Annotated in this window: 14 protein-coding genes; 2 read left to right on the top strand and 12 right to left on the bottom strand. The window is 49.6% G+C overall.

All coding sequences use genetic code 11. From position 1 onward, the window contains the following. Positions 1-287: 287 nt before the first annotated feature. Positions 288-1,400, bottom strand: coding sequence for an ROK family transcriptional regulator (locus tag NQ534_RS10455; RefSeq protein WP_040783290.1), 1,113 nt, complete (start codon positions 1,398-1,400; stop codon positions 288-290). A gap of 153 nt (positions 1,401-1,553) precedes the next feature. On the opposite strand from NQ534_RS10455, the gene NQ534_RS10450 reads away from it, so the two are divergent. Together NQ534_RS10450 and NQ534_RS10445 are read left to right on the top strand one after the other, a co-directional pair. Then, positions 1,554-2,777, top strand: a complete 1,224-nt coding sequence (locus NQ534_RS10450; protein WP_040783292.1) for an ATP-binding protein — start codon at positions 1,554-1,556, stop codon at positions 2,775-2,777. A 111-nt stretch (positions 2,778-2,888) separates the two neighbouring features. Beyond that, positions 2,889-3,917 (top strand): response regulator transcription factor, encoded by a 1,029-nt coding sequence (locus NQ534_RS10445; protein ID WP_050778314.1) that lies wholly within the window; start codon positions 2,889-2,891, stop codon positions 3,915-3,917. A gap of 81 nt (positions 3,918-3,998) precedes the next feature. Here the strand turns inward: NQ534_RS10445 and NQ534_RS10440 are convergent, their stop codons facing one another. The 11 genes from NQ534_RS10440 to NQ534_RS10385 all read right to left on the bottom strand — a co-directional run bounded on the left by NQ534_RS10440 (position 3,999) and on the right by NQ534_RS10385 (position 16,424). Next, positions 3,999-5,096: a HigA family addiction module antitoxin gene (locus tag NQ534_RS10440; protein ID WP_006862099.1), complete on the bottom strand. Its 1,098-nt coding sequence runs from the start codon at positions 5,094-5,096 to the stop codon at positions 3,999-4,001. Next, entirely contained in the window at positions 5,065-5,346 is a 282-nt protein-coding gene (locus tag NQ534_RS10435) for a hypothetical protein (RefSeq protein ID WP_242655350.1), read from the bottom strand. Before NQ534_RS10435 ends, NQ534_RS10440 begins: the two co-directional genes overlap by 32 nt. A 336-nt stretch (positions 5,347-5,682) precedes the next feature. Continuing rightward, on the bottom strand, positions 5,683-6,729 hold the full coding sequence (locus NQ534_RS21410; protein ID WP_006862102.1) for a response regulator transcription factor: 1,047 nt from the start codon (positions 6,727-6,729) through the stop codon (positions 5,683-5,685). Beyond that, the gene (locus NQ534_RS10420; RefSeq protein WP_006862103.1) at positions 6,722-6,865 is read right to left on the bottom strand and encodes a hypothetical protein; all 144 of its coding nucleotides are present in this window, start codon (positions 6,863-6,865) and stop codon (positions 6,722-6,724) included. Before NQ534_RS10420 ends, NQ534_RS21410 begins: the two co-directional genes overlap by 8 nt. A 98-nt stretch (positions 6,866-6,963) precedes the next feature. Next, positions 6,964-7,830 (bottom strand): carbohydrate ABC transporter permease, encoded by an 867-nt coding sequence (locus NQ534_RS10415; RefSeq protein ID WP_006862104.1) that lies wholly within the window; start codon positions 7,828-7,830, stop codon positions 6,964-6,966. A 13-nt stretch (positions 7,831-7,843) separates the two neighbouring features. Further along, the gene (locus NQ534_RS10410; protein WP_006862105.1) at positions 7,844-8,731 is read right to left on the bottom strand and encodes a carbohydrate ABC transporter permease; all 888 of its coding nucleotides are present in this window, start codon (positions 8,729-8,731) and stop codon (positions 7,844-7,846) included. Between the two features lie 187 nt (positions 8,732-8,918). Beyond that, positions 8,919-10,226: an ABC transporter substrate-binding protein gene (locus NQ534_RS10405; protein ID WP_040783296.1), complete on the bottom strand. Its 1,308-nt coding sequence runs from the start codon at positions 10,224-10,226 to the stop codon at positions 8,919-8,921. A 99-nt stretch (positions 10,227-10,325) separates the two neighbouring features. After that, on the bottom strand, positions 10,326-12,215 hold the full coding sequence (locus NQ534_RS10400; RefSeq protein WP_050778315.1) for a sensor histidine kinase: 1,890 nt from the start codon (positions 12,213-12,215) through the stop codon (positions 10,326-10,328). Between the two features lie 25 nt (positions 12,216-12,240). Further along, positions 12,241-12,378 (bottom strand): hypothetical protein, encoded by a 138-nt coding sequence (locus tag NQ534_RS10395; RefSeq protein WP_157200732.1) that lies wholly within the window; start codon positions 12,376-12,378, stop codon positions 12,241-12,243. 56 nt (positions 12,379-12,434) lie between these two features. Beyond that, complete coding sequence (locus NQ534_RS10390) at positions 12,435-13,859, bottom strand: phosphoglucomutase/phosphomannomutase family protein (protein ID WP_006862109.1); 1,425 nt, start codon at positions 13,857-13,859, stop codon at positions 12,435-12,437. Between the two features lie 174 nt (positions 13,860-14,033). Continuing rightward, positions 14,034-16,424, bottom strand: coding sequence for a glycoside hydrolase family 94 protein (locus NQ534_RS10385; RefSeq protein ID WP_006862110.1), 2,391 nt, complete (start codon positions 16,422-16,424; stop codon positions 14,034-14,036). Positions 16,425-16,601 lie beyond the last annotated feature (177 nt).

The following is a 16,601-nucleotide window of genomic DNA, read 5'->3' as shown; positions in this document are numbered from 1 at the left end:
ATTTGGTATTATATTTTTGTATATTTTGCCCTATGGCTTTCTCTTTTTTCAGTGTTTTTTGATTTTTTTATATTCTTTAAATTTTTACTTAAGAAAAGTATTTTATTTAAGTCAAAAAATGGATATGCAAAGTGCATATCCATTTTCTTCGTTTTTGATGAATTTTGATAAATTTTTGACAAGCAGCACAAAATCATTCGCTGAGTTACTGTTCACCCCGTTCACAGTAACCTTCGCAAATCCATTTAAAATTCGCTTCGCGAATGGGATTTGCTCACATACCTGCTTTACATCTGCCGTACAAAATCGTCGACGAAATAAAGTGCTGCACCCACCGCTGACGGCTCGGTGCGGAATGAACAGATTTTCACATATTCTGCGCTGTTCTCAAACGGCGTCAGCTTCTTTACTATCTTTTTAAACTCCTCAATATAATCTTCCATACACGCGCCGACCATACCGCCGAGCACCACATCGCAGTCAAAACACATCCTCAGATTATTGACCGCCAATGCGAGATACTGCATATAATCCTCAAACGCACGACGATAGCCCCGGTTTCCGGTAGCCTTCATTTCATAGAAAAACTGCCGGATATCCCCATCTGTATAATCCGATAATACTCTCGCGGAACAGTACGCATTCAGACAGCCGCGCCGTCCGCAATAACACTCTTTTCCATTCGGCACGATCGTCATATGACCAAACTCGCCGCCCCGCCAGTTCCGTCCGGTATATACGCGGTTCATTAAGACAGCGCCGCCCACGCTGTTGCTCAGGGACAGATATACCATCGGCTGCAGCTTCCCACGCGCCTGCAGCTCCGTCCAGCCCGCCGCATTTGCATCATTGAACAGACGCACCGGATACGGCAGCTTTTTCTGCATCTGCACATAAAAATCGTCCGGAATATCGATGACCTTTGAATAAGAACTCGTATTTTCCCGCTCATTTACAATCGCCGGCAACGATATACCGACGCCAAGGAATTTCTCCGGGTCGACTTCATTTTTTTCCAGTATCATTCTCACATGATTCGCCAGCATTTCGTAGTAATCGTCCGCATCGCGAAACAGCACGTGCGTTTTTACCGAATCCAGAATGTTCAGCTTCAAATCGGTCAGAACCACCGATACATGCGTCTGCGTAACATCCATTCCCACTGCCAGCCTTGCCTCCGGCACAATGCTGAGCATATTTGCTTTGCGTCCGCCGGTGGATTCAAACTCCCCGGCATTAAAAATCAGCCCGCACTCCCTCAGATAATTCAGATTCTGCGTCACCGTCGGAAGGCTGATGCCAAGGTCCGCCGCAACCATCTGCCGCGAGCTTGTTTCATTTCTGTAAATATGGCGGTATACATCCCCGATGTTCCGCGCCGTTCCTCTGTAATCCTCCAATTTTTCTTCTCCTGATTCACAATGTTCAATATTAACTATAGACTATTTCAGCAAAAAGCGCAAATGAATTCGTATCTCTTTTTATGCTTGACTTGTTTAAATCCTCCGGCTAAAATAAGATTGTATCTTATTTTAGCCGGAGGAGGTTTTATTGTGAATTATATCAAACGAGACCTTGAAGACAAAATTCTCTCACTTTCCAAAGAATATTCCTGTCTATTGATTACCGGACCAAGACAGGTTGGCAAAACAACCGTCCTGCGCAGGCTAATGACACCGGAACGCAATTATGTTACGCTGGATGATTTAGAAGAGCGACGTATGGCTAAAAATGATCCGGCGCTGTTTTTGCAGGTTCACGACATTCCAATCTTCATTGACGAAGTACAATATGCGCCTGAGCTCTTTTCTTATATTAAAATTGCTATTGATAATGGTGCTGCCCCCGGCTCTTTCTGGCTGACCGGTTCCCAGGCATTTAAAATGATGGAACTTGCACAGGAATCGCTGGCCGGACGTGTAGCAATTCTGCATATGCCCGGCCTGTCTCAACATGAAATTTACGGTTCTGGACAAAATATGCCGTTTACCGTTGATTTAACTGCACTAAAAATGCGTAAGAGCATCGGTGCCCCTGTCAATATGGACGGAATCTATGAACGAATCTGGAAAGGTTCTCTTCCTGGGTATGTAAGCGGGAAATTCACTGACCGCAATGTATTCTATTCCAGCTACGTGCAGACCTATATTGACCGGGACGTCAGCGAATTGGTAGCTCTTGTGGATAAACTTCAATTTCAGGATTTTATCCGTGCCGCCGCCTGCCGGGTCGGGCAAATGCTGAATATCCACGACATTGCCCAGGATGTCGGTGTTTCAGACGATACCGCCAGGCGCTGGCTACAGGTCCTGGAGAAGTCCGATATTATCTTCTATCTTCGGCCCTACTCCAATAATTTGCTGAAACGCACCATAAAGACACCAAAAATGTATTTCTTCGACACTGGTCTTGTGTCTTATCTGACGCGGTATACCTCTCCGGAAATTTTACAAAACGGAGCGATAAATGGGGCGATTCTGGAAAACTATGTGGTTTCAGAGATTATAAAAACCTACCACAACGCTGCACAAGACTGTCTGCTTTGGTATTATCGTGACAAAAGCAGTAATGAGATAGACATGGTCATCGAAAATAATGGGCAGCTGCATCCTTTAGAGATAAAGCGCTCTGTCAATCCCGGAAGTGAACTGGTTGGAGCATTCTCCGTGTTGGATAAGGGCTCCGTACCAAGAGGCAAAGGCGCATTAATCTGCATGCGTCCAGAGCTTTCAGCTATTAATGCAGATAATTATACCGTACCAGTCTGGATGATCTAATGGGACAAAATCATTTTTGCCTGAGTTGGCTTGAGTTTTACTAAGAAATCAGTTAAAATTATTTCTGAAATATCACAGGCAGACCAGGACAGGAAAAAATGGAGGAGCCAGATGTACAAAATTCTTCTTGCCGACAACGAGGGCGTTGTTTTAGATGCTCTTATTAATATGATTCACAGTCATTTTCATGAGAACTGTGATATCCGTGTGTCGAAAACGGCGCTTTATACGCGGACGCTTGCGCGCAAGTTCGTCCCGGATATTGCCATCATTAATATTCAGATGCCCGGCATGAGAGGCTTTGAGGTAGTGCGTGAAATCCGCTCCTTTCATTTAAAATGCATCTTTATTACCGTGTCCGCCTCCGACAAAGCGTTTTACCATACAGAATCGAAAAATCTGAATATCCTTGCGCATATTACGAAACCGCTGTTTCGCGAAAAGGTGGTGCCGGTGCTGGAGACGGCAATTTCTATGGTCGCTCATTCCCAGAAACGCCAGCAGCAGAACCGCATGGTTCAGGAGCGCTTTGACGCTGCTGTGCCGGTAGTGGAGCACGGTCTGATTAACCAGTTGTTTTTCCCTGACAGCTATGCGAAGTCACTGAAACAATATAAGACGCTTCTGGGAATTTCCCAGAATTACGGACGCATTGTCACAATAACATTTGGTGAACTGCCGCCCTCTGCAGATGAACCGCACGCGCCGGCGGATGCCGGAGAGCCTGGCGGCTCCAGTACCCGGACTGCATCCGCAACAGTCCGCCAATCAGACTCTTTTGTGCAGTCCGCCGCTTCCGGAAGTTATGACCGCGCTGCCGCGCGTGCTCTTTTGATGCAGAAAAAAGATGCCCTGCAGAATCCGGTCGGTTCTGCCGTACATCTTCAGAAGGATTATATGAAATTCCGGGAAACTGTGCTGGAGAATCTTCCGCAGGCTGTCACCGGTCCCGTAATGGGTAATCATGTGCTTCTGATTGTCCCCTGTTGGAAAGAAACGGAAACCTCCAGAGAATACTCTGCTTTTCTCACCACACTGGATGCCCTCACGGAAACGCTGGAGGACATCTTCGAAGGTCTGTCCTTCTGTATCGAAGCTGCGCCGGTTGCGCCGCTTGCCGAACTGCAGGCTCCCATTTAAAAGCGTCTCCTGTTTTCCACGGGCAGCCCTTTTGGTCACTCTTATTCCAGGGAAAACAGGACATTCTCATGCAGAAAAGCTTTAACTCTCTTTTTGCCATTTATAGCGCAATTTATAGTTACTGTAGGTTCTGTAATCCAGATATCCTTCTTTCTGTAGTCTGCCTATCACAATATATGGCATCACATTCTGGGTTTTCGCATAACGCTGTATCGCTTCTATGGAAAAATCCTTTTTTTGAATAAATGCTTTATAGCTTTCCGGAGACAAAAGCTTTTCACCCGCAAAACAATCAGCCGCAGTTTCTTTATCGCAATCACTGCCATCATCTATAAACTTCAAACCTTTTCTCACATCACCGTTAACGATATGTCCAATTTCATGAAGCAGCGAAAACCAGAAAATGTCTGCAAAAGCTCCCCGTATTGTCAGCACCATCTGATATACCCCGTTACTTTTCTGCGCAATATAGCCCTGTACAGGAGCTCCCCTGAAATTTTTTGCAATCGAAAAATCTATTCCATATTTTTTCATAACATTCTTTAATTCTGTCTGAAAGCCAGCATCCTGCCGGCACATAATATCTTTTATCTCATTTACCAGACTATCCGTATATTTTTTCTCAAATCTTGCCGAAATATCCTGACTGCTTTCTTCAATCTGACACAACCGGATCCATGCCCCAAGCACATTCTGATTTACCGAGATATTTGCAGCCATCCGAAAAACACCGTCCGGAACCAGTTCCCTCAGATTCGCTATATTACTAATCTGCAAAGCCTTTCTCAACGAAAGAATGGAATCATCCCTGCTTTCCCGTACCGGAATCATCCCCTTCTGTCTCAGATATTTCACTATATCTCTCAACTCTTCCCTTGTGCGCCGCTCTTCATCGGTAATTGTCTGTCCCTCGTTTATTTCCAGAAGCTCCGCCTCATAATTTGCCTGAAGATTCAGCCAGAAGGACCCCGGAATTCCCAATGCATATTCCAATCCCGATGCAAAGCCTGCAGATATCCCCTTTTTTCCGGCAATCACATTACTTACATACGCAGCAGAAACCCCTGTGCGCAATGCCAGTTCTGCCTGTGAGATTCCGCGGTTTTCCAATACATCTGCGATTGTTTCTCCCGGATGAATCACTAAATCACGGGATATACCAGTTTTCTTTACTGCCATGATAGTCACTCACTCCCTCCACCTCAATTTCCGTACAAATCATGATTGTTTTCTGATCCGCATCCGGCTCAATAATCAGCCTTGCATTCGGTGCAACATGCAATGAATACCGAATCTGCCTGTACCCTTCCAATCGTTCTGGATTTCCCAGCCCCAGTTTCAGAAAATCTCCAAAGCATTCCGCTGCTGTCAGCCGGTCCATATGTTTTTTTATCGTCCTGACCCATTCATATGGTATCTTTCTCTTCATTTTATTATAATCTTCAAAGTACTTTTTTACTTTGTTATTAGCATACGTAATTTCCACTAATATATTTTCCTCATTATTAACCTTTTGGTTAATTATATTATTGCATAACTCCGTCTTCATGTCAACACATTCTTTTTATATTGTATCATGTTTTTTAAATTATGCAATATAATATTTATATATCACTCACTTTGTTTAAATCTTCTTTTGAAATATGTTATACATCCATTTGTTTTCACAACAGAAAAAGTATCGCAAAATCATCTCTCCAGGTGATAATGCGATACCCTCTTTTTCATATAGCACGAAAATAACCTGAGCCATTACCGGCACCCGCTACAACCGGTTGCGGAATTCATTTGCGGAGATTCCCGTCACCTTCTTAAACACGCGCGAGAAATGCGCCATGTCCACAAAGCCCACCTGCTCCGCCACATCGCCCACGCGAAGCGCCGGATCTTCCAGAAGCTTTTTCGCTTCCTCCACACGGATACTGTTCATCAGCTCGGAAAAGCTCTGCCCGGTATGACTGTTCAGCAGCTTGCTCAGATGCCACTGACTGACAAAAATACTGTCGGCGACATCGGTGAGCGTCACCTTGCGCCGGTAATTCTTCTGCATATATTCCAACGCCTTATTTACCAGAAAGCTTCCCGCCGGGGTTTTCGCCTCTCCCGTCTCCCGTAGAGCTTCCCCGGATTTCTGCCCCTGCTCCGGTCTCTTCACCGGATTGTTCTTCACCGGCATCTGCTCCCGACCGTTCATCTCCGGATTGCCCTTCACCGGTATCTGCTCCCGACCGTTCATCTCCGGATTATCCTTCACTGGCATCTGCTCCCGACCGTTCATCTCCGGATTGTCCTTCACCGGTATCTGCCCCCGACCGTTCATCTCTGTTCTTTTCTCCGGATTACTTTTTTCCTTTATCTGCCCCTGATTGCTCTTCTCCATCGTCTGCCCCGGAGGATTCTGCCCGGCTTCTGCGCCCGTCTGCCCGTCAATGCCCTTCTTCTGCAGATTCTGCACCATCGCGCACAGCGCTTCCTCCAGCTCCTCCATATTGGAGGGCTTCAGAATATAGCGCGTCACGCCAAGCCGGATTGCCTCCTGCGCCAGCTCAAAATCCCGGTAGCCGGTCAGTATCGTAAGCTGCGTGTCCTCAAACTCCGATTTAAGCGCTGCCGCCATCAGAAGCCCGTTCATTTTCGGCATATAAATATCCGAAAAAATAATGTCCGGGCGGCACTTCCGGATTACTTCCAGCCCTTCCATGCCGTCCTCCGCCGTGCCCACGACCTCGCACCCATACTTCTCCCACGGTATAAGCTGCGTAAGCCCTTTCACGATAATCGGTTCGTCGTCCACCACCACTACCTTATACATTCCGCGCTTCCTCCCGTCCTTCTGTCATCTGAGCCATCCGGATAGAAACCCGTCCTTCTGTCATCTGAGCCCTCCGGATAGCAACCCATCCTTCTTTCACCCAGGTCCTCCGGATAGCAACCCATCCTTCTTTCACCCAGGTCCTCCGGATATACAGTCTTCCATCACCATCATTCAGATCATCTGGCTATCCATCCTTCCGGCTCACGCCGCCCGCTGTCTCCTGTATGCATTTTACCCCTTGATGGCGCCTGCTGTCATCCCTTTTATAATATACTTCTGCAAAAATGCATAGACAATAATTACCGGTACGACCACAATCGTCACTGCCGCCGCCATCAGACCATAGTTGGTGCCCTCCATCGCGGTCAGCTCTTTAAGCAGGCGGGTAATTGCCCACTGCGGCTGGATGCGCAGGAAAAATGTCTGCGTAAACAAATCGTTATAGCTCCAGAGGAAAGAAAAAATCGCCACTGTAGCAAACGACGGCTTTGCCATCGGAACCACGATCCTTGTAAAAATCTTAAAGGTCGAGCAGCCCTCCATATATGCCGCTTCCTCCAGCTCGATAGGAAGCGAGCGGATATAGCCGGAGAGCACAATGATTGCAAAAGAAAGATTTCCGGCAATCTGCGGAAGAGCGCAGGAAAACAGAGAAATCCAGCGGTTGCTCGTATTTACCAGCCCCCAGGACGCCTCCATGCGGAACACCGGGACAATCGTGGAAAACGCCGGAAACATCATGCTGCCCACCACGACCGACATCAGAAAATCCCGCCCCTTAAACTGATAGCGGACCAGTGCAAACGCCGCAAGCCCCGCAAGCGCCATCACCGCCACCGTCACGGTTCCGGAGAGAATCAGGCTGTTCGCATAAGCGCCCAGAATCGGTACGCGTTCAAACGCCCGCTTATAATTTGCCAGCGTAAACAAATCCCCGACCGGCAGAGAAAACGAGTTGGCAAGGATTTCGTTTTTCACCTTAAAAGAATTTATTGCCACCCAGAACAGCGGATAAATTGTGGTAAGCGCCCAGAAAATCAGCACCGCGTACACCGGTATCTTCCACAGACTGCTTCCTGTTCCTGCTTTTTTACGCATCCTTCTCCCCCTCTCAGTAATCCTTTTCTTTAAATATCCGGTTTACAACCTTCGCCGACACCACGCCCAGCACTACAATCAGCACGGCAATCGCGCAGCCGTAATCCGTATTGCGCGTCTCCACCGCATGGTAATACATATAAGTGCTGGTCAGCCAGGTGGAATTGAGCGGCATTCCCTTCGGAAACATAATCCACGGCAAATCAAACGCCTTCAGTGCACCGGTAACGGCAAGCACCACGCAGGTACAGAGAACATTATGTAACAAAGGAAGGGTAATGTAACGGATACGCTGCCATCTGGTCGCCCCATCGATCGACGCCACTTCATATAAATCATCTGAGATATTGTTCAGCCCCGTCACAATAATCACAAAATAAAATCCAACATACTGCCACATGACTGGCAGCAGCATTGTCACAAGAGCACGGCTTTTATCCTTCCAGTCAATCAGCTCCGTTCTTCCCAGAAGCTCCAGAAGCTGGTTTACCATACCCTTGTCACGCAGAAATACCAGGTTAAACATCAACCCAAGCGCTGTTGCCGAAATCACAATCGGAAAGAAATAAACCACCCGGAAAAATTTTTTCCCGACAGTAATCTGATCAACCATAATCGCCAGCACCAGCGCGATCCCCACCTGGAAAACCACGGTCGAAGCCATCAGAATCAGCGTGTTTTTCAGTGCGATCCACAGATTTTTATCCTTCAGCATTTCGGCATAATTCGAATACCACGGATCCAGAAAGCCCTTGCTCTGCGCCGCCAGACCGCCGATATTCTGAAAGCTGTTGAGAATATTCATAACAAATGGATAATGCAGGAACACGACCATAAACGCAAACGCCGGAACCAGAAAAAACAGCAGCGGCTTTTTATTTCGATAAATATTTGCTCCCATTTTATGCCTCCTAGTGATGTAGAAAGGGGATACTGCCGGATATCATCCCATCCGGGTGTCCCGCGCCAAATACTCTGTCTGGGCAGACATTCCGTGTCCGGAAAGATATGATATCCGCAGCATCCCCGTTTTTACCCGCGTCCGGCATCCGCCTTTGCGCAAGCCTTACCGCAGGCTGTGCCGGTCATTACTGTTCATTGTAGATAGCGAGACCTTCCGCCACTGCATCCTCCGCTGTCACCTCGCCCGTCACAATCTGTGGCATTCCGTCGAAGGTGGATACTCTGCATTCGCCGTTAAACAGATCCTGTACCGCGCCTGTCAGAGAGGTTACGCCCGACATCATCTCCATCGCCTTAACCTGGAGGGAGTTAAATGCCGCTTCATCCACTTCCGGAGCTGCCTTCAATGCAGAAGCCGTGTGCTGTGCAAATTCTGCTACCATTTCATCGCTTGTCATATATTCCACAAAGCTGACTGCCGCTTCGCGCTTTGCCTCGTCTTCCCACGCCGCCGTGCTGATGTAATAGCCCATCGAAAGACCGCCGATTAAATCAGTTGCTTTTCTCTCGCCCTTGCCCGGAACATAGGTAACGGTAAACTTATCCAGCTTTTCCGTATCCAGCGTAGAAGCATCCTCCGGGTCAGACTGACATGCGCCAGCGATACCGCCAACCTTCCAGGAACCGTCAATCAGAAATGCCGCTTTGCCTTCGATAAACGCTGCAAATGTTTCGTCATCTGTTGCGGAAAGCGTGTTCTCCGGGAAATATCCCGCCTCGTACAGCGCCTTGATATCTTCCATACCGCTTACCCATGCGCCTGCCTCGTCAATCGACGCCGGAATGGTCAGATGATTTACCACGTCCCCGTTATTGAAAATGCAGTATTCCCACCAGTAATGCGGAATGTTTCCAAGCGCCGCCGCAATCGGAGAATAGCCCGCGTCCTTAATCTTCTGGCAATCCTCAAGGAATGCGTCCCAGGTGTAATCAGCGCCCGGTACCTCCACGCCTGCTGCCTCCAGCACTTCCGTGTTTACAAACATCGCTTCCCAGAATCCGTTTACCGGAACCGCATACCGGATGCCGTCCACAATGGAGGCGGGTATCAGCTCATCGTTCATATTTGCCGCATACTCCGGATAGGTCTCACGGATGGTATCAATAGAAACAACCTTGCCCGCTTCGATAAAGGAATTTGCGTCCGCGCCGTTAAAGAAAAACAGTACGTCGGGGTCCGCTCCTGTCTGGAAATCCATTTCCACACGCGCCTTAAAGGTTTCATCCGAGGTTGCGGAAGCATCGTTTACCTTGTTTCCGGTCGTTTCCTCCCACGCCGCCACGGCGTTCTTAAAGTTCTGCGCATTTCCGTCCTCGCCTGCAAACGTCGTCGTCACATTCAGCTCCACGCCCTCCGCCTGCACGGTTGCCGCTCCTGCCAGCATCGTCAGCACCATCACGCCTGCCGCCATACAACTTAATTTCTTCTTCATTTCCATACCTCCAGTCTTTCTTATTTTTCTTCGTTTCTGTAACCTTGTAGCTCTATTATGCCTTATTCTTCGTGAAATTTGAATAACTGGAGCTGTGATTTATTGTTTTTTCTTGTCATTCTTTACAAATGAGCTTTTGTCAAACGGAACTGTCAGTTTTGCAGCTACACGTCCCTCCGGGGTTTCTGTGATGGAAAGCCCGCACGGCTCCCCGAAAAGGATGCGCAGCCGCTGATTTACATTCGCAATGCCGAGGTTTCCGCTTTTTTCGCTCCGGCTGCTGTATTCCGGCGCCAGCAGGCGGTCTATCTTTTCCCGGTCCTCCTCCGTCATTTTCCCATCGTTCTGTGTCTCCAGATACAGATATGCCTCATCGCACCAGGCGCGAATCAAAATCATGCCGGATTTGCTCGGCACCACACCATGCTCAATGGCGTTTTCAATCACCGGCTGCAGAACCAGACGCGGCACCATGCAGTCCAACAATTCTTCCGGGATATCCGTCTTTACCGTAAGCCGCTCTCCCAGCCGCTCTTTTGTGATATACAGATAAGAATTCACATATTGCATTTCCTCCGAGAGGCGGACCTGCGGACACTTCCGGCGGTCCAGCGCGGCATCCAGCACATCAGACAGCGCTTCAATCATACGGGAAACCTTTTCGTCCCCGTTCAGACGCGCTTCCCAGTTGATTATCTCCAGCGTATTGTTCAGAAAATGCGGATTAATATGTGACTGCAGTGCCATAATCTTTGCCTCGCGCAGCGCCACCTCTTCCTCATAAATGCGGTCAAACTGCTGTTTAAGATGACACGACATTTCGTTGAAATTGTTCCTCAGGTAGGAAAACTCCTGGTTTGCAGAAATCTCCTGCACCTGGTAACCAATCTCCCCGTTTTCAATATGTCTCGCACCGTCGCTCAGAAGCTGCACCGGTATCGTCACCTGCCTGCGCACCGTGGAAATCACCACCAGAAGCAGCGGAATCAGACTGAGCAGCAGCCCGCCCATCACATATTGATATCCGTAGAAAGGATATTTTGTGATTTCCTTCTGCATCCGCATTACTGTCTCCAGCCGGAAACTGTTGCCGGAGCGGCTGTCGGAAACATACAGCCGTCCGCCATTCCACACATAGCCCGTGTCCATCCATTCCTGTCCGGCGTATGTCACACTTTGTTCAGTCTGCCCGGCATGTGCCTCTCCTTGCTCTGCTGCCTGCCCGGCAGCCGCTTCAGCGTATGTCTCATTTTGTTCTGCCTGTCCGGCGTCCAGCCACTCCTTCAGTTGCCTGCTGCGTTCGTCAAAATTCAGCTCCAGCTCATTGAGCTTTACGCAGACGCCGTCCCCGGAAGGATACTGCGACAGGCTCTGGAAACAGTACGCCTTATTCAGACGGATTGCCAGCACACCCTTTTTCTCAAAATGGCTGTCTACCAGATTCCGGACCAGGTAAAGTCTGCCGTCCCGCAGCAGAAATCCTATTTTCGTATCCAGATTTTCCGCATAACGCTGAATTTCTGCAAAATCACTGTCCTGGAAGGTTTTTGTTTTCTGGTAGCTTCCCTCCGCCCCTACATTGTAAACGCTGTAAAGCGTTTCCGGTTCGCTGTAAAACCACAGAAAAGTGCAGGACGCCGCCTCATTTTTCAGATAATGCGCCGCCAGATAATCCATGTATTCCCGCCTTGCCGCAATATCCGAAAGACCGCCTGCCTCCGCCCTTCTGTTTGTATCCAGAAGCTGCCCGTCATACGATGCCTGACGCGATGCTTCCACCGCCGCATTCAGACGCTCCATGCAAATCATATTGTTAAATTCCAACTGATTCCGGAAGTTCTCCGCAGTCGCTTCCCCGTTGTTTGACGCCACGTAAACTACCATGATGCCAAACATCACAGAAAAAGGAATCAGCCAGCAAAGCAGCAGAATCCCCACCAGCCTCCATTTCATAGAGTATCTTTTTCTGCTTTTGACTGATTCCTTCATAATTTGTATCCTTTCCGCAATTCCTCTAAATGCTGACCGGGTTCTGATGAAAGCCCTGGATTGCTCCATCCTTCGGATTCCCGCAATCCTCCCCATATTCGCAAATCGTCCCGCTCTCTGCGTTCGCGTTCCTTTTTTGCTCATATGGGTCGGCGTCTCTCATGCTTGTCCGCTGGCGTGAGCATGCTCACGCCGCATCCCTGCATGGAGACCGGGCTTTCATTGTATGTATGCGCTTAGAAATTCTTTAAAAATACGGCAATATTTCTTTGCCTCGTCCTCGTTTTTCATTTCGCAGAAAACACGCAGCAGCGGCTCCGTGCCGGAAAAACGCACGATAATCCAGCCGCCGTTTTCAAAGTAAACCTTGCAGCCGTCCAGCCAGGAGATTTTCTTCACCGGAATGTCAAATTCCGGGAGCCTTTTTTCTTCCATCAGAAGCCGCATCAGTTCACTCTTTTTCGCCTCCGGGAAGGAATAAGAGGTTTCTTCCATGTAAAGGTGCCCATACTGCTCCACGATTTCCGCATACAGCTCAGAAAGCCGTTTTCCGGACACCGCCACCATTTCCACAAGCAGCGCCGCCGCGTAAATACCGTCCTTGCCGTTGATATGTCCGCGCACCGTCAGACCGCCGGAGGACTCCCCGCCGATAACCGCGCCCGTCTCCGCCATTTTCGCCGAAATATGCTTAAAGCCCACCGGAACCTCATAGCATTTTTCCCCGAAGGATTCCGCAATCCGGTCCAGCATATGGGTGGTAGCCACGTTGCGCACCGCAGGTCCTGTCCAGCCCTTATATTTCAGCAGGTAATAATACAGCAGCACCAGAATATCGTTTGCGTGAAGATAACGCCCCTGGTCATCCACCACCCCAAGCCTGTCCGCATCGCCATCCGTGGCGATTCCGAGGTCACATTCCATTTCTGTGACATAGGTGCGAAGCTCCGTGAGCGCCTCCCTGCTCGGCGCCGGCATTCTGCGTCCGAACAGCGTATCGTGCGCCTCGTGAATCAGGTCAATCTCACACCGCGCCGTAGAAAGAATCGTCTTTATCGACGTCTGGCTGACGCCATACATCGGGTCGAGCACAATATGTAACCCACGGTCCCGGATTGCTCTCATATTGATTTTGTCAATAATATTGTCGAGGTACTCATTCAGCGGATTAAACTCCGTCACCAGCCCCTCCTTTTTTGCCTGCGCGTATTCTATGTACGCAATGTCGCCCTGCCGCTCCACTTCCGCGGCGATTGCTTCTATTTCGTCCGTCTGCTCCACACTGGCATCCCGCCCGCCATAGGTGAACACCTTAAATCCGTTATAGATTGCCGGATTATGGCTTGCCGTTACCATCATTCCGTAATGCATCTGATGCTTTTCCACATAAAACATCACAAGCGGCGTCGGTGAAGAGCGATTGACAAACAGACAGTGAATGCCCTCTGCGGCAAACACCTCACACGCCCATTTCACCGCTTCCTTTGAGAGAAATCTTCTGTCATAGCCAATGACAATTCCCTCGTCCGCCACGCCCTCGCGCTTCATTTTAACAGACATCGACTTCGCAAGAAGCTGGATATTCTGTCTTGTAAAACCATCCCCGATTACGGCACGCCAGCCGCCTGTTCCAAATTTTATCATAGTTAGTCCCGCTCCCTTCTCCTTCTAAGTGTCTCTCTTATATAAAATAACTTTTTCCCAATTTGCTGCATTCATGTCACATAAGTCAGGGCGAACACATTTGTTCCAAATATCATTGCATAAATTGCCCAGCAAATTTTATGTATCCGTTCGCTCTTTACTCGCCACATATTGTTATCCCATAACCGCTACGACCTCGTGCTCCGTTCCCGCCGCAAATACCGGAATCCTCTCAGCCTTTTCTCCATCCACCCGGATTTCCTTCACACCTTTTGAGACATGTGCCGGATTTTTCACAGATATCCGGTATGTGGCGCCCCGCCATTTGCGCACCGCCTCAAAACCGTCCCATTCCGGCGGAATACACGGGTCAATCTGCAGCTCCTCCATCTGCGGACGGATACCGAGCATATACCGGGTCGCCGAAAAATACGCCCAGCCGCCGCTCCCGGTCATAAACGGATGCCGCGCCCGCCCGAACGCCGTGTGCTCTTTTCCCATAATAAACTGACAGTAGGAATACGGCTCCGCCTCGCGGATTTCGATGATATCGTTCTGCCTGCACGGGCAGAGCGCCTCATAAAATTTCATCGCGCGGTCCCCTCTTCCGAGCCGGCACTCCGCCGCCCACGCCCAGGGATTCGGGTGGCTGAAAATCGCCCCGTTCTCCTTCACACCCGGATACACTCTGGTCACAAAGCCGACCTCTTCATCCGGCACCGTGTAGGACGGACCGTTCAGCATAATTCCATACTGCGTATACAGGTATTTATCAACACTGTCCATCGCCCGTTCACCCTGCTCCTGCGTTGCTGCTCCGGAGAGCACCGCCCAGGCGTTCGATTCCAGATGGATTTTCCCTTCCTTGTCCTCAGAGGTTCCGATGCGCCGTCCGCTTTTCGTAATACCGCGGATAAACCACTCCTTGTCCCAGAGCTGCGTCTGACATACTGTTTTTACATGCTTGTACATTGTGTGATATTTCGCAACATCCTCCGCAATCCCCTTCAGCTCCGCCGCTTCGAGGAAATGCTCCAGCGCCCACACATGCAGAAATGATACCAGCGCGCTCTCACCGCCGCCCAGATTCAGGCAGTCGTTCCAGTCCGCACGCAGCCCCAGGCAGACGCCGTGCGCGCCCACCTGTCTGGCGGAAAAGTCCAGAATCCGCTTCATGTGCTCATAAACCGTGCCCTCCCCCTCATCCGCGTAGGGAATTACTTCATCGAGAAATGACACTTCACCCGTCTCCCGGATATATTCCATGATAGATGGAATCAGCCACAGCGCATCGTCCGAGCAGGTATCCTTCAGCCCGTGAATGCGGTCCTTTTTATCCGGCACCGGAATGACCGTCGGCGAGGCAAACGGGCGCGCCTCCTCCTGCTCCTCAAACCATGCCGGGTCGAACAGATGCAGCCCGTAGCCCTCCGACACCAACCCATTTAAAAGCTGCACAATTCTCTGACGGCATTTTTCCGGATTGGAATGCGGAACCGTCATGGCATCCTGCGCGGTATCACGGTAGCCCAGCCCGGTGCGTCCGCCCACCTCGATAAAAGAAGCAAATCGCGAAAACAATATGTTGATTTCCGCCTGATACAGATTCCAGGTGTTCAGCATGGTATTCATATCGCCGGATGGCGTGCGTACCCGCAGTCTGGAAAGCTTGTCCTCCCAGTACGCCGCCAGTTTTTCCGCCGCTTCATCTACATTTTTCATTATACTATATTTTTTCCGGATTGTCCCCGCTTCCGCTCTCTTTCCTTCTCCGAGCATGAAGACCAGGCGGACCTCCTCTCCCGGCTTCAGAACAAGCCGCTTCTGCAAAACGCCGCAGTGATTTCCGCCCTTCTCGGTCGTGCCGCCGCAGAAGCCCCGCTCCACCGCAAGCGGGTTGCTCTCCGTCCGGTATCCGCCCAGAAATTTGTCGCGCACACAGTCAAAACCATCCGGGGTAAAGTTTGCCGTAAAATACTGATAACCAAATTCCTCATAAAATAAATCGTACTCAATAATACCGTCCTCACAGGAGGAGCCGGAAGCATACAGACTCATCTGGAAATTCTGATTGTCCATATCAATATGATGAAACGAAAACTCGCAGTAGGAAAAGACGCTTAACTGCCGCTCTCCGCTGCCCTCGTTTTTTATCTTTACATCCCACAGTTCCACATTGTCGCCCAACGGAATCATCAGCCGCTGCGACACCCGGATATCCCGGTACTCACATTCATATGTGGAGTAAGACAGCCCGTGCCTGCAGCAATAAGTTGCTTTATCCAGCGGTTTTCCAACCGGCTGCCAGGAAATGCTCCAGTAATCGCCGTCCGCATCATCCCGCAGATACACGTAATGCCCCGGACGGTCCATCGGTACCCCGTTCGGACGGAACCGCGTAATACGGTGATACTGCGGCGTCTTATAAAAAAGATAGCCTCCCGCCGTGTGGTTCACCACTGCGCACATATCCTCCACCCCGATGTAATTCGTCCAGGAAACCGGTACATCAACACGGTCGATGCAGTATTCCCGGTTCTTCTCGTCAAAGTAACCATATCTCATCTTTTCTTTCCCCCTTTTCCCTGCCGCTTCCCTTTTGCTTCCGGCGTTTCCGCTCTAATTTCCGTGCTTCCTGTCCTGATTCCGGCATTTCCACCCTGGTTCCGGCGTTTCTGCTCTGATTCCGGATTTTTCGCTCCGGCTCTGCGGCTGTAAAAATAGTAAATGCTTCTGTCCCCA

Source organism: Marvinbryantia formatexigens DSM 14469 (genome assembly GCF_025148285.1).
Lineage (GTDB): Bacteria > Bacillota > Clostridia > Lachnospirales > Lachnospiraceae > Marvinbryantia > Marvinbryantia formatexigens.
This window is presented reverse-complemented; position numbering and strand designations above follow the sequence as displayed.